The 19,706-nt window shown below is 71.6% G+C and carries 15 protein-coding genes; 8 read left to right on the top strand and 7 right to left on the bottom strand.

The window, feature by feature from the left end; translation table 11 throughout:
• Positions 1-129 precede the first annotated feature (129 nt).
• From AQJ64_RS20560 to AQJ64_RS20540, 5 genes are read left to right on the top strand one after another with little or no spacing between them, the layout of a single operon-like run.
• Entirely contained in the window at positions 130-1,185 is a 1,056-nt protein-coding gene (locus AQJ64_RS20560) for an ABC transporter substrate-binding protein (protein WP_055633020.1), read from the top strand.
• Positions 1,182-2,033, top strand: a complete 852-nt coding sequence (locus AQJ64_RS20555) for an ABC transporter permease (protein WP_099053912.1) — start codon at positions 1,182-1,184, stop codon at positions 2,031-2,033. Before AQJ64_RS20560 ends, AQJ64_RS20555 begins: the two co-directional genes overlap by 4 nt.
• Positions 2,009-2,743, top strand: coding sequence for an ABC transporter ATP-binding protein (locus AQJ64_RS20550; protein ID WP_055633018.1), 735 nt, complete (start codon positions 2,009-2,011; stop codon positions 2,741-2,743). Before AQJ64_RS20555 ends, AQJ64_RS20550 begins: the two co-directional genes overlap by 25 nt.
• The gene (locus tag AQJ64_RS20545) at positions 2,740-4,080 is read left to right on the top strand and encodes an LLM class flavin-dependent oxidoreductase (protein WP_055633017.1); all 1,341 of its coding nucleotides are present in this window, start codon (positions 2,740-2,742) and stop codon (positions 4,078-4,080) included. The genes AQJ64_RS20550 and AQJ64_RS20545 overlap by 4 nt, the downstream gene beginning before the upstream one ends.
• 12 nt (positions 4,081-4,092) lie before the next feature.
• Positions 4,093-4,986, top strand: coding sequence for a TauD/TfdA dioxygenase family protein (locus AQJ64_RS20540; RefSeq protein WP_055633016.1), 894 nt, complete (start codon positions 4,093-4,095; stop codon positions 4,984-4,986).
• Positions 4,987-5,045: 59 nt separating this feature from the next.
• Here AQJ64_RS20540 and AQJ64_RS20535 read toward each other — a convergent pair whose 3' ends face one another.
• Both AQJ64_RS20535 and AQJ64_RS20530 read right to left on the bottom strand, forming a co-directional pair.
• Positions 5,046-5,822, bottom strand: a complete 777-nt coding sequence (locus tag AQJ64_RS20535) for an SAM-dependent methyltransferase (RefSeq protein WP_055633027.1) — start codon at positions 5,820-5,822, stop codon at positions 5,046-5,048.
• 58 nt (positions 5,823-5,880) lie between these two features.
• The gene (locus AQJ64_RS20530) at positions 5,881-6,525 is read right to left on the bottom strand and encodes a mycothiol-dependent nitroreductase Rv2466c family protein (RefSeq protein ID WP_055633015.1); all 645 of its coding nucleotides are present in this window, start codon (positions 6,523-6,525) and stop codon (positions 5,881-5,883) included.
• A gap of 162 nt (positions 6,526-6,687) precedes the next feature.
• On the opposite strand from AQJ64_RS20530, the gene pepN reads away from it, so the two are divergent.
• Together pepN and AQJ64_RS20520 are read left to right on the top strand one after the other, a co-directional pair.
• Complete coding sequence (gene pepN / locus AQJ64_RS20525) at positions 6,688-9,279, top strand: aminopeptidase N (protein WP_055633014.1); 2,592 nt, start codon at positions 6,688-6,690, stop codon at positions 9,277-9,279.
• Positions 9,280-9,483: 204 nt separating this feature from the next.
• Positions 9,484-10,551, top strand: coding sequence for a hypothetical protein (locus AQJ64_RS20520; RefSeq protein ID WP_055633013.1), 1,068 nt, complete (start codon positions 9,484-9,486; stop codon positions 10,549-10,551).
• Positions 10,552-10,622: 71 nt separating this feature from the next.
• Here AQJ64_RS20520 and AQJ64_RS20515 read toward each other — a convergent pair whose 3' ends face one another.
• From AQJ64_RS20515 to AQJ64_RS20505, 3 genes are all read right to left on the bottom strand, one after another.
• The gene (locus AQJ64_RS20515; RefSeq protein ID WP_055633012.1) at positions 10,623-11,810 is read right to left on the bottom strand and encodes a glycosyltransferase; all 1,188 of its coding nucleotides are present in this window, start codon (positions 11,808-11,810) and stop codon (positions 10,623-10,625) included.
• Positions 11,811-12,036: 226 nt separating this feature from the next.
• The gene (locus AQJ64_RS20510) at positions 12,037-13,806 is read right to left on the bottom strand and encodes a TIGR03767 family metallophosphoesterase (RefSeq protein WP_055633011.1); all 1,770 of its coding nucleotides are present in this window, start codon (positions 13,804-13,806) and stop codon (positions 12,037-12,039) included.
• Positions 13,807-14,073: 267 nt separating this feature from the next.
• Positions 14,074-14,541, bottom strand: a complete 468-nt coding sequence (locus AQJ64_RS20505; RefSeq protein ID WP_206189660.1) for an NUDIX hydrolase — start codon at positions 14,539-14,541, stop codon at positions 14,074-14,076.
• 220 nt (positions 14,542-14,761) lie between these two features.
• Between AQJ64_RS20505 and AQJ64_RS20500 the strand changes: the two genes are divergently transcribed.
• Entirely contained in the window at positions 14,762-18,079 is a 3,318-nt protein-coding gene (locus AQJ64_RS20500) for a S8 family serine peptidase (protein WP_055633010.1), read from the top strand.
• Between the two features lie 54 nt (positions 18,080-18,133).
• Here AQJ64_RS20500 and AQJ64_RS20495 read toward each other — a convergent pair whose 3' ends face one another.
• Both AQJ64_RS20495 and AQJ64_RS20490 read right to left on the bottom strand, forming a co-directional pair.
• Positions 18,134-18,877 carry a hypothetical protein gene (locus AQJ64_RS20495; RefSeq protein WP_055633009.1) on the bottom strand — a complete coding sequence of 248 codons (744 nt, stop codon included), beginning with the start codon at positions 18,875-18,877 and terminating at the stop codon, positions 18,134-18,136.
• Between the two features lies 1 nt (position 18,878).
• Entirely contained in the window at positions 18,879-19,418 is a 540-nt protein-coding gene (locus AQJ64_RS20490) for an RNA polymerase sigma factor (RefSeq protein WP_206189661.1), read from the bottom strand.
• Positions 19,419-19,706: the final 288 nt, after the last annotated feature.

Raw genomic sequence — 19,706 nt, 5'->3', positions numbered from 1 at the left:
TCTCTGTTGCTGACGCCCCGGTGCGCCGGGAGCGCACCCTTCCTCCTGTCTTTCCTCGCGTGAGTTCCCTTTTCCGCCCGTGGAATTCCGCATGCCTTTTTTCACCGCTTTCCCCTGAGGGGTTCTCCCATGCCTTCGACCATGGACCGCCGCCTGTTCCTCACCTCGCTGCTCGGCGCCGCCGCCGGTGTCGCCGGGCTCAGCGGCTGCGCCGAGAGCAGTGCCGCCGCCACCGGCAAGGGCGCCGCCACGGCCCCGCTCGCGACCAAGGTGCCCGCCGGCACCAGCCTGAAGATCGCCTCGTACCTGAACGTGCAGCAGCTCCAGTTCAAGCTGGCGAAACTGCCCGACCTGCCGTTCACGGTGTCGAGCTGGGTGAACATCGGGGCCGGTCCCGATGTCATCAACGCCTTCCGGGCGAAATCCCTGGACCTCGCGAACAACGCGGGCATCCCGCCGATCCAGGCGCATTACCAGGGCTATGACGCGAAGATCGTCGCGATCAACATCACCCGGAAGCCGAATTACCTCTTCGCCACCAAGCCCGGCAGCGACATTCGCACCGTCGAGGACTTCAGGGGGAAGAAGCTGGCGTTCTCGCAGGGCCAGGCACAGGGAGTCGTCCTGCTGCGGGCGCTGAAGAAGGCCGGCCTGACGTACGACGAGGTCACCCTGGTCCCGCTGACCAGCAACCAGTTCCTGACCGCCCTCCAGTCCGGCCAGGTCGACATCGCCCCGCTCGCCAACAGCCAGGCGCCCGCCTACCTCCAGCAGTACGGCTCCAAGGGCGCCCACTCGATCACCACCGACGTCGTCGACCTGCTGAACCTGCTGTGGGCGCCGGTGCCGGTGCTGAACGACAAGGCGAAGGCGGCCGCGATCGCCGCGTACATCCCGCAGTGGGCCAAGGGCCAGGTGTGGCAGTACGAGAACCCCGACATCTGGAACGAGGAGTTCTACGTCAAGACGCAGAACCTGACCGCCGCCCAGGCCAAGGCGATCTCCGACCTCGCCAACAAGCCGTTGTTCCCGCCCAGTTGGGACGAGGCGATCGCCTGGGAGCAGGAGACCGCCGATCTGCTCGCGGAGGGCGGCTTCGTGAAGAAGTTCGACGTCTCCTCCCTCTTCGACCACCGCTTCGAGGGCATCGCCGCGAAGTCCGTACCCGCCGAGTACCGGAGCTGACCGCCATGACCACCACCACGCTGGGCACGGCCGCCCCCGTCGCCGTGGCCGCGCCGACGCCCCGTCGGCGCCGACGCGGCCTCGCCCCCGGCAAACGCCTGCCCGCCGCCCGGCTCGCCGGGCCCCTCCTCCTGCTCGTCCTGTGGGCCGCCGCCTCCGCCGCGGGCCGGCTCGACCCCGGGGCGATCCCGGCGCCCTGGACCGTGCTCGGGACCGGCGCCCGGCTGTGGACCGACGGAACCCTGCCCACCGATGTCCTCACCTCCCTCGAACGCGCCGCGTACGGCTTCGCGATCGGGCTGACCGCCGGGGTGGTGCTGGCGCTCGCGTCCGGGCTCAGCCGGACCGGGGAAGCGCTGATCGACGGGACCGTGCAGCTCAACCGGGCGATCCCGGTCCTCGGGCTGATCCCGCTGTTCATCCTGTGGCTGGGCATCGGCGAGACCTTCAAGATCGCGATCATCGCGATCGTCGTCTACATCCCGATCTATCTGAACACGCATGCCGCGCTGTCCGGCATCGACCACCGGTTCGTCGAACTCGCCGAGGTGCAGGGCCTGTCGAGGCTCCAGTTCGTGCGGCAGATCGTGATCCCCGGCGCACTGCCCGGATTCTTCGTGGGACTCCGGCTCGGCGTCACCGGATCCTGGCTCGGCCTGGTGGTCCTGGAGCAGATCAACGCCACCAGCGGCCTCGGCTACATGATGTTCCAGGCCCAGAACTACGGCCAGTCGGACGTCATCCTCGTCGGCCTGCTGATCTACGGCGTCTTCGGCCTGGTCTCCGACAGCGCGGTCCGTCTCATCGAACGGAGGGTGCTGTCGTGGCGCCGCACACTGAGCAACTGACCCGTCCCGCCGTACGGTTGCGGGGGCTGACCCGGTCCTTCGACGGACGAACCGTCCTCGACGGCGTCGACCTGGACATCCCCGCCGGACAGTTCGTCGCCCTGCTCGGGCACAGCGGCTCCGGCAAGTCCACCCTGCTCCGGGCGGTCGCGGGCCTGGACCACGAGGTCGCCGGGAGCGGGGAACTGACGGCGCCCGAGCGGGTGTCGGTCGTCTTCCAGGACTCCCGGCTGCTGCCCTGGCGCCGGGTGCTGGACAACGTACTCCTCGGACTCGACGGCAAGCAGGCCGAGCGGCAGGGGCGCGAGGCGCTCGCCGAGGTCGGGCTGGCCGGCCGGGAGCGGGCCTGGCCCAACGAGCTGTCCGGTGGCGAGGCACAGCGGGCCGCGCTCGCCCGGTCCCTCGTCCGGGAACCCGAACTCCTGCTGGCCGACGAGCCGTTCGGGGCGCTGGACGCGCTCACCCGGATCAGGATGCACACCCTGCTGCGCGAGCTGTGGGAGCGCCACCGGCCCTCCGTGCTGCTCGTCACCCACGACGTGGACGAGGCGATCGTGCTCGCCGACCGGGTCCTCGTCCTCGACCACGGCCGGATCGGCCTCGACCTGACCATCGACCGGCCCCATCCGCGCTCGTACCGCGATCCGCGGCTGGGCGAGTACCGCGAGCGGCTGCTGGCCGCGCTGGGCGTCACGGAGGACCACCAGTGAGTTCGAGAAAGCTGCACCTCAACGCGTTCCTGATGAACACCGGGCACCACGAGGCGTCCTGGCGGCTCCCGGAGAGCGATCCGCACGCCCATGTGGAGCTGGACCACTACGTCGAGCTCGCGCGGACCGCCGAACGCGGCACCTTCGACTCCCTCTTCCTGGCCGACGGGCCGCAGCTGTGGGGCAATGTCGCGCAGCGCCCGGCCGGGGCGCTGGAGCCGCTGACGCTGCTCACCGCGCTGGCGACGGCGACCCGGCACATCGGGCTGATCGCGACCGCCTCCACGTCCTACACCCCCCCCTACAACCTGGCCCGCACATTCGCCTCGCTGGACATCATCAGCGGCGGCCGGGCGGGCTGGAACATCGTCACCACGGCGGGCGCGGAGGCCGCCCGCAACTTCGGCCTGGACGCGGAGCCCGCGCACGCCGAGCGGTACGCGCGGGCCGCCGAGTTCCTGGACGTGGCGCTGAAGCTCTGGGACAGCTGGGAGGACGACACGATCCTCGCCGACAAGGCGTCCGGGGTGTGGGGTGACGACGCCAAGATCCATCCACCCCGGCACCGGGGGACGTACTTCCGTGTCGAGGGCGCCCTCAACGTCCCGCGCAGCCCGCAGGGTTACCCGCTGCTGGTGCAGGCCGGGTCCTCGGAGGACGGCAAGGCGTTCGCGGCCCGGTACGCGGAGGCGGTGTTCACCGCGCAGCAGACGCTCACCGACGCGCAGGCCTTCTACGCCGACCTGAAGGCGCGGACGGTCGCGGCCGGCCGCGATCCCGAGCACATCAAGGTGCTGCCGGGCATCGTGCCGGTGCTCGGCTCCACGGAGGCGGAGGCCCGGGCGAACGAGCAGGTGCTGGAGGACCACATCGTGCACCGGCACGGAGTGGCCAATCTGGAGCGGCTGCTGCAACTGCCGCTCGGCTCACTGGAGTTGGACGCCGAGCTGCCGGCCGAGCTGCCCTCCGAGGACGCCGTCGAGGGCGCCAAGAGCCGCTACACGCTCGTCGTGGAGCTGGCCCGCCGTGAGCGGCTGACCGTACGCGGGCTGATCGGGCGGCTCGGCGGCGGGCGCGGGCACCTCACCTTCGCGGGCACGCCGGAGCAGGTCGCCGACAAGATAGAGACCTGGTTCACACAGGGTGCCGCCGACGGCTTCAACATCATGCCCGCCGTGCTGCCCTCCGGCCTGGCCGCCTTCGTCGACCACGTCGTCCCGATCCTGCGCGCCCGCGGCCTGCTCCGCACGGAGTACGGCCCCCGCCAGACCCTGCGCGAGCGCTACGGCCTGCCGCGCCCCGCCAACCAGTACGTCAAGACACCCGCCCTGGTCTGAGAGGACACCACCATGACGCTCGACATCCGCAAGGTCACCGCCAACATCGGCGCCCACGTCTCCGGCGTCGACATCTCCAAGCCCCTCGACGAGGAGACCTACGCCGCGCTCCGTGAGGCGCTCAACGTCCACAAGGCGCTGGTCTTCGACGAGGTGAACCTCGACGACGAGACCCACCAGGCCTTCGTCCGGCACTTCGGCGAGGTCACCACCGCCCACCCGACCGTGGCCTCGGTCGACGGAGCCCCGAACGTCCTGCCCGTCGACAGCGAGCGCGGCCGGGCCGCCAACCACTGGCACACCGACGTGACCTTCGTCCTCAACCCGCCCCAGGCCACCACCCTGCGCAGCCTGACCGTCCCGCCGTACGGCGGCGAGACGCTGATCGCCAGCTCCGCGGCCGCCTACCGCGATCTGCCCGAGCCGCTGCGGCTGCTGGCCGACACCCTGTGGGCCGAGCACACCAACGACTACGACTACGCGGTGCCCGACGAGGCCCTCGACGAGGCACAGGCCGCCGCCCGCGCCCAGTTCACCTCCATCAAGTACCGCACGGTCCACCCGGTGGTCCGCGTCCACCCGCTGACGGGTGAACGCGGGCTGTTCATCGGCGGGTTCGCCCAGCGGATCGTCGGCCTGTCGGTCGGCGAGTCCCGCAGGATCCTCGATCTGCTCCAGTCGTACGTGACCCGGCCCGAGAACGTCCTGCGCCACCGCTGGTCCGAGAACCAGCTCGTCATCTTCGACAACCGGATCACCCAGCACTACGCGATCGACAACTACGACGGCGCGCCGCGCCGGCTGCACCGGGTGACGGCCGCGGGAGACGTGCCGGTGGGCGTCGAGGGCAAGGAGAGCCACTCGATCGAGGGCAGCGCCGCGCACTACACGGCCGTAGCGGCGTAGCCACGGTCCGTACCGGACACGTCCGGACCGTGGGCACCTGCCGCGGGCGGGGGGCCGGGTCAGGGCTTGCGGCCCAGTCCCCCGTGCTGGCCGATCGGGGTGGTGTCGGCGCCGGGGACGGGGTGCCACAGGGGGACGGAGACGACTCCCGGGTCGACCAGGTCGAGGCCCTCGAAATAGCCCTCGATCTGGTCGATCGGGCGCAGGAAGTAGGGGACCGCGCCGGTCTCGTTGTAGGCGTCCTGGGCCTGTTCGTAGACGGGGTCGGTGCCGCGTGAGCCCTCGTTGAGGGAGAGGTAGCTGCCGGAGGGGAGCCCGTCCAGGAAGGCGCGGACGAGGTCGCGGGCGCGGTCGTAGCCGTCGACGTGGCCGAGGATGCCGCTGAGGATCAGGGCCGTCGGCCGGGAGAGGTCGAGGGTGCGCGCGGCCGCCTCCAGGATGCGGTCGGGCTCGTAGAGGCTGAGGTCCTCGTAGGAGGTCGCGCCCTCGGCGCTGGAGGTGAGCAGGGCGCGGGCGTGGGCGAGGACCAGGGGGTCGTTGTCGACGTAGACGATCTTCGACTCGGGGGCCAGTCGCTGGGCGACCTCGTGGGTGTTGTCGACCGTGGGCAGTCCGGTGCCGACGTCGAGGAACTGGCGGATCCCCGCTTCCTGGACCAGGTGGGTGATGGAGCGGCCGAGGAAGGCGCGGCTGCTGCGGGCGATGGTGACGATGCCGGGGAAGACCGCGGTGTAGGCATCACCCGCCGCCTCGTCCACCGGGTAGTTGTCCTTGCCGCCCAGCCAGTAGTTCCAGATGCGGGCCGAGTGGGGTACCGAGGTGTCGATCTCCGTCATGGAGCCCATGGTGCCCCCGCGAGGGCTGCTCGCGGGGGTGATTTCTGCGCAGGAGTTGTCACAGATTGCTGAAGTCAGGGCCCTTGGTACGGGTGCGCTTGATCTCGTAGAAACCGGGGACCGAGGCGACCGCGACGGTGCCGTCCCAGAGGCGGGCGGCCTCCTCGCCCTTCGGGGCGGGGGTGACGACCGGGCCGAAGAAGGCGATCTGCTCGCCGTCGGGGCCGGGGACGGCGATCACCGGGGTGCCGACGTCCTGGCCGACCTTCTCGATGCCCTCCTTGTGGGAGGCGCGCAGCTGGGCGTCGAACTCGAAGTCGCTCTGCTCGGCGTACTCGATGAGGGAGGCGGGCAGGCCCACGTCCTTCAGCGCGCCCGCGATGGCCTCGACGGTGGGGCCCTCGCCGTCGTTGTGTATCCGGGTGCCGAGCGCGGTGTAGAGCGGGCCGAGGACGTCGGCGCCGTGCAGCTGCCAGGCGGCGGTGACCACGCGCACCGGCTGCCAGGCCTTGACCGCGAGCATCTCGCGGTACTCCTCGGGCAGCTCGTCCAGCTTGTTCTCGTTGAGGACGGCGAGGCTCATGATGTGCCAGCGCACCTCGATGTCACGGACCTTCTCGACTTCCAGGACCCAGCGGGAGGTCATCCACGCCCAGGGGCACAGCGGGTCGAACCAGAAGTCGACGGGGGTCTTCTCGGACATGTGTCTCCTCGGGAGATCTTCCAGGGAACTTCGAGAGAAAGGGCCTTCCCCCCGTCAACACCGTCACCTGCGGCACGCATTCCCCGCTGCCGCGGTCAGGGGCGCGTGGCAGGATCACTCCTGTCCGTACACCGTCCGGCCACCAACGAGGGAGTACCGCCCGTGCCCGGTGAGAACCTGTCCCGCGACGAGGCCCGGGAGCGGGCCGCCCTGCTGTCCGTCGACGGGTACGACGTGTCCCTCGACGTGCGTTCGGCGCTCGCTTCGGCCGTCGGCGAGGGGACCGACGAGCCGCGCACCTTCCGCTCGGTCACCACGATCCGCTTCCGCTGCAACGAGCCGGGCGCCGCGAGCTTCGCCGATCTGATCGCGCCGAGTGTGACGTCCGTCTCCCTCAACGGCCGCGATCTGGACCCGGGCGAGGTGTTCGACGGCTCCCGGATCCTGCTGGAGGACCTGGCCGCCGACAACGAGCTGGTCGTGGACGCGCGGTGTGCCTACTCCCGCACCGGCGAGGGCCTGCACCGCTTCGTCGACCCCGAGGACGGCGAGGTCTACCTCTACACGCAGTACGAGCCGGCCGACTCCCGCCGGGTGTTCGCGAACTTCGAGCAGCCCGACCTCAAGGCCCCGTTCCGCTTCGAGGTGCGGGCGCCCGAGGAGTGGACGGTGTGGAGCAACGGCGCGGGCGAGCGCGCCGACGGGGTGTGGCGGTTCGCGGAGACGAAGCCGATCTCGACGTACATCACCTGTGTGGTGGCGGGCCCGTACCACTACGTGACGGACTCCTACACCCGTGACCTCGGGGACGGCACGACCCTGGAGATCCCCCTCGGCGCGATGTGCCGCAAGGGTCTCGCGCCCTACTTCGAGGCCGAGGACGTCTTCCTGATCACCAAGCAGGGCCTGGACTTCTTCCACGAGCACTTCGACTACCCGTACCCCTTCGGCAAGTACGACCAGGCGTTCGTGCCCGAGTACAACCTGGGGGCGATGGAGAACCCGGGGCTGGTGACCTTCCGGGAGGAGTACATCTTCCGGGGCAAGGTGACCCGGCTGTCGTACGAGAACCGGGCGAACGTCATCCTGCACGAGATGGCGCACATGTGGTTCGGCGACCTGGTCACCATGGAGTGGTGGGACGACCTGTGGCTGAAGGAGTCCTTCGCGGACTTCATGGGCTCCTTCTCGATGGTCGAGGCCACCCGCTTCACCCAGGGCTGGATCACCTTCGCCAACCGCCGCAAGGCCTGGGCGTACCGCGCCGACCAGCTGCCCTCCACCCACCCGGTCACCGCCGACATCCACGACCTCCAGGACGCCAAGCTCAACTTCGACGGCATCACCTACGCCAAGGGCGCGTCCGTCCTCAAGCAACTGGTGGCGTACGTCGGGCGGGACGCGTTCCTGGAGGGCGCCCGCCGCTACTTCAAGCGGCACGCGTACGGCAACACCCGCCTCGGCGACCTGCTGGCGGTGCTGGCGGAGACCAGCGGCCGGGACATGGGTGCGTGGGCGCGGTCCTGGCTCCAGACGGCCGGGGTGAACTCGCTGACCCCGCAGGTGCTGCTGGACGCCGGGGGCCGGATCGCCGAGCTCGCGGTGGTGCAGGAGGCCCCGGAGTCGCACCCCGAGCTGCGGCCGCACCGGGTGGCGATCGGCCTGTACCGCCGGGAGGAGGGCGCGCTGGTGCGCTACGCGCGGGTCGAGGCGGACGTCGACGGCCCGCGCACGATCGTCACGGAGCTGGCCGGCGAGGCCGCCCCGGAGCTGGTGCTGGTCAACGACGACGACCTGACGTACTGCAAGATCCGCTTCGACCAGACCTCGCTGGAGACGCTGCACACGCACCTCGGCGACATCACCGACCCGCTGGCCCGCGCCCTGTGCTGGTCGGCGCTGTGGAACCTCACCCGGGACGCGCTGCTGCCGGCGCGGGACTTCATCGCCCTGGTGCTGCGGTTCGCGGGGCGCGAGTCGGACATCGGGGTGCTCCAGATGCTGCACGCCTGGGCGGACTCGGCGCTGGTGCACTATGTGGCGCCGCCGCTGCGGGCGACCGGGGCGCGGCTGCTCGCCGAGGGCGCCGAGCGTGAGCTGTACGCCGCCGAGCCGGGCAGCGAGCACCAGCTCGCGTGGGCGCGGTTCTTCGCGCAGACCGCCGAGGACCAGGGCGACTTCGAGCTGCTCCGGGGTCTGCTGGACGGCACCTCGGTGATCGAGGGGCTGGACGTCGACCAGGAGCTGCGGTGGACGTTCCTGGAGCCGCTGGTCGCGCACGGGTACGCCGACGAGAAGGCCCTGGAGGCGGAGCTCGCCCGGGACGACACCGCGTCCGGCCGGCGCCACCAGGTCCGCTGCCTGGCCGCGCGCCCCTCGGCGGCGGTCAAGGCGCAGGCGTGGGCGCAGGTGGTGGAGTCCGAGGAGCTCTCCAACGCCCTGGTGGAGGCGACCATCGCGGGCTTCGCCCAGCCGTCCCAGCGGGAGCTGCTCGCGCCGTACGCGCAGAAGTACTTCGCGGCGATCGAGCGGGTGTGGTCGCAGCGGTCCATCCAGATCGCGATGACCGTCGTCAAGGGCCTGTACCCCTATCTCCAGGACTCCCCGCAGACCCTGGTGGAGACGGACGTGTGGCTCGCCGCCCACGACGCGGCGCCCCCGGCGCTGCGCCGGCTGGTCCTGGAGGCCTGGGACGACCTGGCCCGTGGCCTGCGCGGCCAGGCCTGTGACGCCAGGGCCGAAGAACACCACTAGCTCTGGCCATGGATTCCGTCGGCGGTGACCGTTACGGAATTCAGGCAATCGGACCCGTAACCCCTGGACTCGCCCGACGGGACCAGGGGTTTTCGACGCCTACTCGGCACCCGAACACCCGTCCTTTAGGACGAGCTTGTCCGGGTTTGTCGACGGGCGTGTAACAGCGGTTACAGGGGGGACCGGGCGCGGAATCCCCGTTGCATGAACCACAACACGCCGCTCCCCCCGGCCTCCCCCCGCCCGCTGCGCCACCTCTCCCACGACGGCCGACGCCGGGTGCTGACCGCCGCCCAGCTCCGCTCGCACGGTGTCTCCGCTGCCGAGGCCACCGAGCAGTGCCGGCCCGGCGGCCCCTGGCAGCAGCTCCTCCCCGGCGTGTTCATGCTGCACCAGGGGCCGCCGACCAGCGAGGAGCGGCTGCACGCGGTCCTGCTGTACGCGGCCCGCGAGCTGCCGGAGCCGGCCGGGGTGCCGGCCCAGCCGGACGCCGACGGCCCGCACCGGCCGGCGTACCAGGACGCGATGATCACCGGCCTCGCGGCCCTCACCCTGCACGGCTTCGGCTCCGCCCCCGCGCTGTCCTCCCTGGAGCGGATCGACGTCCTCGTCCCGCGGATGCGCCGGCTGCGCTCGACGGGCTGCGCCCACGTCGTCCGCACGGGGAGCCTGCCGGCTCCCGAGCAGGCGACGGGCGTTCCGGTGGCGCCCGTCCCCCGGGCGCTGGCCGACGCGGTGGCGGGACTGACGGACGCGGGCGCGGTACGGCGGCTGCTGTCGGAGGCGGTGCGCGGCGGCCACTGCGAACCGGCCGCCGTCGTAAGGGAGCTGAACCACGCCAAGCTGCTGGGCCGGCCGCATGTGGTGGACGCGGTGGACTCCCTGCTGGCCGAGGGCCGGGCGATCGCCGAGGACCGCCTCTACCGGATGGTCGTCGAGTACGGCCTCCCCGACCCGGTCTGGAACGTGGACCTGCGCCTCCCGGGCGGCCCGCACCTCGGCGGGCTCGACGCCTACTGGCCGGAGCAGGCGGTGGCGGTGGAACTGGACACACGCGCACCTCGGCAGGGCCACCGGCAGGACGAGGACGCGCTGTGGTCCGAGTACGCCCGCAAGCGTGAGCACCTGGAGCGGCTGGGCATCACGGTCGTGTACATCACGCCGAAGAAGCTGCGGGACGCGATGGAGCAGCAGGCGACGGTGGTCCGTACGGCGCTGATGGCCTCGGGGGACCGCGATCCGGCGGCGTATGTCGTGGTGCTGCCCCGTTAGTGAGGGACCGGGGTGGAATCAGGAGGGGAGAGGAGGGGCCGCCGGTGACCGGCGGCCCCTCCTCGCGCCGTTCAGCCCTCCTCCGGGGAGCCGACCGTCAGCGCGTCGCCCGCGTACACGCGGTCGACGAGGGCCGCGTACGAGGCGATCATGCGGGTGCGGCTGAAGCGTTCGCGGCTCGCGGCGAGGGCGGGGGCATAGGCCTCCCGGTTCGCCACCGCCTCCGACCAGGCCGCCGCGATCGCCGCCGGGTCCGGCGGGGTCACCAGGCCGTGGCCCGCGACGATCGCCGCGCTGTCACCGACGTCCGTCGAGACCGGCACCGCGCCGCACATCATGCCCTCGATCAAGCACAGCGGGGCCGCCTCACCCCAGGAGGAGGTGAGGGACACCACGTCGGCGGCGGCGTACACGGTCTCCATGTCGTGCCGTACGCCGAGCAGACGCAGCCGGCCCCGGCTCCGGTCGCGCCCGTCGAACGCCTCCGCGATGTCGGCCGCGAGGCCCGGGTTCGCCGCCGACATGCCCGCCCCGCACATCAGGACGCGCCCCTCGGGGACCGCGTCCAGCCAGGCGCTCGCCGCCGCCAGGAACAGGGGGACGTTCTTCATGCCGTCGTAGCGGGCGGCGAAGACGACCACCGGGGCCTCGGCGGGGACGTCCAGGGCGGTGCGCAGGGCCAGCCGGCGGGCCGGGTCCGGGCGGAAGCGGATCAGGTCGACCCCGTTGGGGATCACCTGGAGCAGCGCGGCCGGCACGCCCGCCGCCTCGTACGCCGCCCGGGTCGACTCGGCGCAGCAGACGGCCGCCGCCACCGTGCCGTCGGCGATCCCGGCCTTCAGGTCGTGCAGGGCGCGGCCCTGGTTCTCGGGGTCGGAGCGGTGCAGACAGACCACGACCGGGCGGCGCGGCAGGCCCGCCTGGCGCAGCAGGGCGAGCGGCTGCTCCTTGAGGGAGAGGATCACGTCGGCGTCGGCCGTCGCCCGGGCGGTGTCGGCGAGTTCCGGCCCGCTGAAGGCGGCCGGATCCGTCCCCCCGATCCCGAACGTGCGGCCGAGCGAGGTGACGCCCACGTCGGCGCCGGTGAGCGCCCGGTAGCAGGCGTCGTCCTCCATCCGCTGGCGGGTGGCCTCGCGGTGCACCTCGCCGTGGATGCTCAGCACCCGGTGGTGCTGGCCGCCTTCCCGCAGTCCCAGCACCACGTCGCTGTGCACGATCCGGGCCCCTCCGGAGAAGAACCCCTCATAGACCGACAGCACCCGAAGTCCGCGTCCCGTACGCACACGATCACCACCTTGCACCGATATCCAGCCACCCCCGCGACGCGCGGGCTAGCCGATATGAGGCGGTACAGACGTTTCGTACGCGTGAACGTGACGTCACATGTCCTCGTCCGATCGATGACGGCCCGGATGGATCACTCCCGCCGGGCCGGTTCCGGCGGAATTCTTCCGGTAGATCACCGCCGGATCCGGACCCCTTTCGTCACCTCTTCTTCAGCACCAGTTCCGTGTTCCGGTCCTTCGCCTCGCCGCTGAGCCGTGCCCCGTCGAAGCGGGCGTTCGCCGACAGCTCGCGGTAGAGGGCGGCGAGGCCCGTCTGGGAGAGGTCGGTGAAGTCGGTGCGGTGGGGGGCGGCGGACTCGATCAGCGTGGTGTGGATCGAGAGGGTGCCGTCCTTGTTGTCGACCAGCTCGATGACCCGCGCGAGCTGGGGGAACTCCACGTGGGAGGCCGTGGAGACCTCCCAGAAGGTCCCCGCGGCGCCCTGGTGGGGGGTGATGTCGTTGCGGTGGATGTGGCCGTTCACCCAGGCGACGACATTGCGGTGGCGGCCGAGGAGCGCGGTCAGTTCGGCGCCGGTGTGCCGGCGCTCGCGGGGGTGGGCCGGGTCGGGGCGGGTGTTGGACATGCTCTGGCCGGTGTGGTGGCTGAACACGATCGCGTACGTGTCCTGGTGGGCGCGCAGGGTCGCGTCCAGCCACTTCAGCTGGGCGGTGCCGATCGAGCCGTTGTAGTGGCCGCCGGGGTCGGTGGTGTCGAGGCTGATGCCGATGACGTTCTCGGCGACCGGGAAGGTGTAGTACTGGGTGCCCGCGGCGAGGTTTCCGGCCGTGTAGCCGTGGCCGACCGGGCCCGCCCCCTCGTACGCCGGGTCCAGGTGGGCCCGGACGTGCTCGGCGGGGGTGTAGGGGGCGCGGCGCTCGTCGGGGGTGACGGTGCGCATGGCGCGGGTCCTGGACTTCAGCAGGTCGCGGATGACCGTGCCCCGGGGGTCCTTGTCCTGGCTGATGCTCTGCTGGAGCCGGGTCGCCTCGGCGGCGGTCAGTTCCATCAGCTTGCGGCCGCCGACCGCGTACTCGGCGAGCCAGGAGTCGCCGTGCGCGTAGCAGCCGAGCGGCATCGCGTCGTGGTTGCCGACGGTGGAGTACCAGGGCAGGGTCAGGCCGGGGCTGTTGACCTCGCGGATCGCGGCGGCGAGGAAGCCGTCGAGGCGGGGGAAGCCGCGCTGCTTGTAGGCGTCGCGGGAGGTGGCGTCGGGCTGCCAGTACAGGGGGATGCCGCTGTTCTGGACGCCTTCGTAGTGGCGCGGGTCACCGGAGTTGGGGGTGATCCGGCCGCCGCTCATCACGGTGAGGTACCAGTCCAGCTCGGTGTGGGCGTTGTTGTCGGTGTTGTCGCCGGTGGTGACGACGAAGTCCAGCGGGGCGCCGGTGACGGGAGCGGCCCGCAGCGAGTTGACCCGTTCGATCAGCGAGACCGCGCCCTGCACGGTGAGCGCCTCGTGCGGCCGCCAGGCGATCTCGCTCGCGGCGCGCAGGTACTCCAGGCGCAGCGGGTGCTGGCTGTCGATCAGGTGCAGATCGGTGAGCTGGACGAAGGCGGCGAGGCTCGTACGGCGGCCCGCGCGGCCGGCCCTGGCGGCGGCGAGGTCGGTGCGCACGACGCGCTTCCAGCCGGCGGCGCTGCCGAGGCGGCGGTATCCGGAGCCGGAGCGCGGGGCGGCGACGGAGGCGAGGGTGGTGCCCTTGGTGTAGGGGGCGAGGGGGGCGGCGACGGGACTGGCCGAGGCGGAGGCCGCCGCGGTCTCCCCGGCCGGGGCCGGTGCCTGCGGGGGCACCGAGGCGGCCTGGCTTTCGGTGGGCCGCAGGGCGTAACCGACGCCCACGGAGACGGAGACGGCCGCGGAGGCGGCGAGGACGGTACGACGGTCGACCCCCAGCGCGGAGGACGTGACAGAGCGTGTGCGCGACATGGCGCGATCTCCCCGAGTGCGAACGCGTCGGCAGTGGACGCGGGGCGGTCGCAGCCGCGAACGTCCCGCTCGTATCGGATGCTCGACACCGGGTATGGCCTGCGCGTGAACGCCTCCGCAACGTGAGGCGCCGATCGCCGTACGTGGATCATGGGCGCCCGGGAGCGCCCTCGGCTGCTCCTCGCACCGCCGGGAAACAGCCGGGAAGCGGTCACTCCGTGTTCATCTCACGGGGTAACCGGGGGTGCGTGCGGGAGGCGCGTGGCGCTACTCGTCCGCCGGGACGAACGCCCGCCCGTCCACGGGCCGTTCGCGCCACAGTCGCAGCGCGATGTCGACCAGCCGGACCCGGGTGAGGCCGGGCACCGCGTCCAGGTCGTGCCAGGCGGCCATGTCGGTGGAGCCGTCGACCTCGTTGCGCAGGTCGCCGCCGACGATCCGGCCCTCGTAGACGATCCGCAGCCCGTGGTGGTCGACGGGGCCCTGGAGACCCGCCCAGCTGCCGAAGACATGCCGGGAGGAGTCCAGGCCGAGCAGGCCCGTCACCTCGACGCGGTAGCCGGTCTCCTCGTCGAGTTCGCGCACGACGGTGTCCAGCGGGTCCTCGCCGTGGTCCATGCCGCCGCCCGGCAGTACCCACTCGTGGCCGCCGCCGTCGGCCGGTGAGCGGGCGAGCAGGACCTGGCCGTCACGGACGACCACGGCGTAGGCCGCCACCCTCAACTTCTTGCGCATACGGGCACGTTAGCGGCGAAGATCCCGCACAGGGAGCGAATATCCGCCGCACAGGGTGCGCGTAGAGGGTTTTCCCCATAGATCCATATCGTTTCGGTCAACACTCCCCAAACAACCGTCTGTTGCGTAAAGCTTCGGCTCGTCCCGGACCATGTCCCGGACGTTCTCGATCAGGTATGACCAGCCCGGTCGACCGTTCCTTTACCAACAAGGGATGCCGATGACTTTCACCCCCCAGCGCGAACCGATATCCGGCACCAGACGCGCGGCCCGTATCGCCGCGGCCGTCGGCCTGGTGGCCGCGCTGTCCGCGGCCGGACCGATACCCCTGGCGTTCGCCGCCGACGCGGGCCACGCCCCGGCCGCCGCCGACCCGGGCGTGAAGTCCGCCCACGACAAGCTCGGCTCCGACGACGCCGGACTGCTCGCCGAGGCCAAGGCCGAGGGCGACAAGACCGTCACGATGATGGTCGCGACCGCGCCGGGCAGGACCGAGCAGGTCGCCGAGCAGCTGGACGCGGTGAACGGCGGGATCGTCGGCCGGACCTTCGACAAGGTCGGCTACGTCCGCGCCACCGTCCCCACCGCGAAGGCGGACGCCGCGATCGCCGCCGCCGCGAAGCTGTCCTCCGTGCACGCCATCGACCTGCGCCAGGACATCCCGCTGGACGACCCGACGCCGAGCGCGGACACCGCCAAGGGCGCCAAGTCCGCCTCGAAGACGAGGACGTACGCCGCGCCGGACCGGAAGACCCCTGCCAAGAACCCGTACAACCCGTCCTTCGAGACGGGCGCCGTCGACTTCGTGAAGAAGAACCCGAAGGCGGACGGCCGCGGTGTCACCATCGGCATCCTCGACTCCGGTGTGGACCTGGCGCACCCCGCGCTCCAGAAGACCACCACCGGCGAGCGCAAGATCGTCGACTGGGTGACGGCGACCGACCCGGTCTCCGACAACGACGCCACCTGGCGCCGGATGCTCACCTCGGTCAGCGGCCCGCAGTTCTCCGCGACCCCGGCCTCCACGGGCGTGCCCGAGACGTTCAAGGCCCCGGCCGGCTCGTACAAGTTCAACTACTTCTACGAGTCCATCACCGCCGGCGGCGACGAGAAGGGCGACGTCAACCGCGACGGCGACACCACGGACGCCTTCGGTGTGCTGTACGACGCCGCCACGGGCACCGTCCGCGTCGACGCCAACGACAACCTCGACTTCACCGACGACGCGCCGATGAAGCCGTACAAGGACGGTTACCAGGTCGGCTACTTCGGGACGGACGACCCGGCGACCGAGGTCGCCGAGCGCATCCCGTTCGTCGTGGAGACCCGCAAGGACGTCGTCTACAACGCGGCCGGAGACAAGGCCGACTACGTCAACATCGGCATCATCGAGTCCGAGCACGGCACCCACGTCGCCGGCATCACCGCCGCGAACAGCCTCTTCGGCGGGAAGATGAACGGCGCCGCCCCCGGCGCGAAGATCGTCTCCTCCCGGGCCTGCACCTGGACCGGCGGCTGCACCAACGTCGCGCTCACCGAGGGCATGATCGACCTGGTCGTCAACCGCGGCGTCGACATCGTCAACATGTCCATCGGCGGTCTCCCGACGCTGAACGACGGCAACAACGCGCGCGCCGAGCTGTACACCCGCCTCATCGACACCTACGGCGTCCAGCTCGTGATCTCCGCGGGCAACGAGGGCCCGGGCGCCAACACCATCGGCGACCCCGGTCTGGCCGACAAGGTGATCTCGGTCGGCGCGTCCGTCTCCAAGGAGACCTGGGCCGCCAACTACGGCTCGCAGGTGACCAAGAAGTACGCGCTGCTGCCGTTCTCCTCGCGCGGCCCGCGTGAGGACGGCGGCTTCACGCCGACGCTCGTCGCGCCCGGCGCCGCCATCAACACCACCCAGACCTGGCTGCCCGGCGGCCCGGTCGCCGAGTCGGGCTACACCCTGCCCGCCGGCTACTCCATGCTCCAGGGCACCTCGATGGCCTCCCCCCAGGCCGCGGGCGCCTCGGCGCTGCTGATCTCCGCCGCCAAGCGGAAGGGCATCGCCCTCAGCCCGGCGGACCTGCGCACCGCGCTGACCTCGACGGCCGACCACATCAAGGGTGTGCAGGCCTACGAGGAGGGCGCGGGCCTCATCGACATCGTGGACGCCTGGAAGGCCATCAAGAAGGGCGCCACCGCCCACGAGTACACGGTCAAGGCCCCGGTCGACACCGCGCTCGACCAGGCGCTGAAGACACCGGGCTTCGGCACCGGCGTCTACGACCGCGAGGGCGGCCTGAAGGCCGGTAAGAAGAAGACGTACGAGGTCACCGTCACCCGTACGACGGGCGCCGACAAGGCGGTCCGCCACAAGCTGCGCCTGGCGAACAACGCGGCCGGCACCTTCCGGATCCTCGGCTCGGACACGGTGAAGCTGGGGCTGAACAAGCCGGTCACCGTGAAGATCCAGGCCGCTCCGAAGTCCGCCGGGATCAAGAGCGCGATCCTCGAGGTCGACGACCCGCGGACCGAGGGCGTCGACAAGCAGATCCTCAACACGGTCGTGGTCTCCACCCCGGTGCACTACACCTTCCACGCCGCCCGCACGGTGCAGCGCAACAGCTCGCAGCACTACTTCCTGACCGTGCCCGAGGGCGCCAGGACGCTCGAGGTCGCGATCGGCGGGCTGAAGGGCAAGAGCCAGACCCGGTTCCTCTCCATCCACCCCTACGGTGTCTCGGTCGAGGACAACGGCACGCCCTACTGCTACAACAACTACCTCGACGGCAACGGCTGCAAGCCGGACGTCCGCTCCTACGCCGACCCGCAGCCGGGCGTCTGGGAGATCGAGGTCGAGTCGCGCCGCACCTCGCCGCTGCTCGACAACCCGTACAAGCTCGACGTCACCGTCTTCGGCGCCGCGTTCGACCCGGCGACCGTGACCGTGCCCGAGGCGAAGGTCGGCGAGCCGGCCACCGCCTCCTGGAAGGTGACGAACGGCTTCGCCGCGATCGACGGCAAGCTGGTGGGCGGCCCGCTCGGCTCCTCGAAGACGACCCGCCCGACCATCGCGCAGGGCGAGGACCAGACCACCACGGTCGACGTCCCCGCGGGCGCCAAGTCCCTCGACGTCAGGATCGGCAAGGTCTCCGACGCCTCCGCCGACCTCGACCTGGTGGTCCTGGACGCGAGCGGCAAGCAGGTCGGGATCTCCGCCGACGGCGACTCGGAGGAGGCGGTCTCCCTCGCCTCGCCCGCCGCCGGCACCTACACCATCGTGGTCTCGGGCTACTCGGTCCCGGCCGGGACGACGGCGTACGACTACTTCGACGTCTTCTACGCCTCCTCGCTCGGCACCATCTCCGTCGACGACTCCACGCCGGTGAAGCTGGCCACGGGCGCCTCGGCGCAGGTCTCCGCGAAGGTCACCGCCGCGGCCGCCGCCCCGGAGGGCCGGGCCTTCTTCGGCCAGGTCCAGCTGGTGAACGCCCGCGGCACCGTCACGGGCTCGGGCAACGTGGCGATCGAGAAGGTCACCCCGTAACACCCGTACGAGATGACCGAGGGGCGGGTGTCCGGGGGGACACCCGCCCCTTCGTCATTCGCAGGCCGTTCCCGCCGACAGCGGCAGGGTGCGGGCGAGGGCCGTGCGCTCGGGGGCGATGTCCCGCTCGCCGACCGCCCAGACGTCCGGGGAGGACGAGCCCTTCGGCAGCGCGACCAGCACATGGTCGCCCCGCGCCACCAGCGGATCCATGTCCCGCGCCAGCACGAACCGGACCTCCCGCGGCGCCTTCTCCGGCTTGTAGGAGCGGGTCACCCGCAGGGTGATCCGCGCCTCGTCCGTGCCGGCCACCGCCTGTACGGCCGTCACATCGCCCTCGACGACCAGCCGGACGCAGGCGAGGTAACCCGGATCGCCCAGGGGACCGCCGGCGTTCTCGGCACCCGACGCGGCCTTCGCCCCGCTGTCGGAGCTCGACTGGACGCCGGCCACCCCGTGCCCGATCTGCACCACCACCCACCCGGCCCCGAACACCAGCGCACCGGCGGCCGCGGCACCGACGGCACGCAGGGCGAAGGGACGCAACCGGGCCCGGGGCCGCCGCAGCGGCCGTACGACCGTCCGCGGCGCGGGCTCCCCGACGGGCTCCGTGAGCGCCGCCGCGATGAGACCGAGCTGCTCCCTCAGCACCGCCACGTCCGCCGTCGCCGAGCGGTGCGCGGCCAGCAGGGCGGGGTCGGCGCGGGCCTCCTCGGGGAGGGGAGCGCCGGTGATCGCGGCCATCAGGGCGTCCGTGCCGTCGTACCCGTCGGGCTTCTCGTGCCGCTGTCCGGGCATGTCACACCACCTCGTCCTCGTGCAGGCGGGCGCGCAGGGCCCGGACCGCCGTGTGCAGGCGGCTCTTGACCGTGCCCTCCGGGACGTCGAGCTCCCGGGCGATCGAGGCGACCGGCAGATCGGCGAAGAAACGCAGGACGACGACCTGGCGCTGGGCGTCGGGCAGATCGTCCAGGCCCTGGGCGACGGCGAGGGAGAGCACGCTGGTGTCCTCGCCCGAGGGGTGCTCGTGCTGGCGCAGGGAGGCCAGCCGCTCGCCGAGGCGTTCCTGGCGGCGCCGGGCGCGGTGCCAGTCCATGGCGAGGTTGGAGGCGACGACCGCCGCCCAGGCGGAGACGTCCCGCGGAGCCTCCTGCCCCTTGGCGGCCCGCTCCAGCAACCGCAGACGTACCTGCTGTACCCCGTCCAGCAGGTCCGCCTGTGGCACCCCGCCCAGCGCGAGCACCGCCCGCACCCGGCGTTCCTGCGCCACGTCCAGCGGGTCACCCGGCACAGCACCGTCCCCCTGGCCGCGGCGGATCATTCTGCGCAGCACGGACACCCCTCCCCCAGGACCCGTCCGGACGGGTCCTGGCCGCGTTTCCCCTACGACGCCCGGTGGTGGGAAAACGTTCGGCGGATCCTGAAGATCTTTCGGCGTGTCCGGCAGAGGTGTACGTCACACCGTGGGGCGGGGCAGCACAGCTTGCGGTGCGGGCGCGGGGTGGGGGGAATTTCTCCAGCTCAGCGGGGTGTGGGGGGAAGTTCCGCAGGCGTCGGGGGTGGCGGGGCGTCCCATCCCTCGGGCATGCGCGGCAAAGAATTGGACAGGCGGGCCGGGGTCGGCCGC

Source organism: Streptomyces griseoruber (assembly GCF_001514205.1).
Lineage (GTDB): Bacteria > Actinomycetota > Actinomycetes > Streptomycetales > Streptomycetaceae > Streptomyces > Streptomyces griseoruber.
Note: the sequence above shows the minus strand (reverse complement) of the source record. Positions and strands in the feature narration are given on the sequence as shown.

Coding starts and splice junctions, on each gene's coding strand:
- AQJ64_RS20560 (WP_055633020.1), top strand. CDS start 130: ATGCCTTCGACCATGGACCGCCGCCTGTTCCTCACCTCGCTGCTCGGC.
- AQJ64_RS20540 (WP_055633016.1), top strand. CDS start 4,093: ATGACGCTCGACATCCGCAAGGTCACCGCCAACATCGGCGCCCACGTC.
- AQJ64_RS20535 (WP_055633027.1), bottom strand. CDS start 5,822: ATGACGGAGATCGACACCTCGGTACCCCACTCGGCCCGCATCTGGAAC.
- AQJ64_RS20530 (WP_055633015.1), bottom strand. CDS start 6,525: ATGTCCGAGAAGACCCCCGTCGACTTCTGGTTCGACCCGCTGTGCCCC.
- AQJ64_RS20520 (WP_055633013.1), top strand. CDS start 9,484: ATGAACCACAACACGCCGCTCCCCCCGGCCTCCCCCCGCCCGCTGCGC.
- AQJ64_RS20510 (WP_055633011.1), bottom strand. CDS start 13,806: ATGTCGCGCACACGCTCTGTCACGTCCTCCGCGCTGGGGGTCGACCGT.
- AQJ64_RS20505 (WP_206189660.1), bottom strand. CDS start 14,541: ATGCGCAAGAAGTTGAGGGTGGCGGCCTACGCCGTGGTCGTCCGTGAC.
- AQJ64_RS20500 (WP_055633010.1), top strand. CDS start 14,762: ATGACTTTCACCCCCCAGCGCGAACCGATATCCGGCACCAGACGCGCG.
- AQJ64_RS20495 (WP_055633009.1), bottom strand. CDS start 18,877: ATGCCCGGACAGCGGCACGAGAAGCCCGACGGGTACGACGGCACGGAC.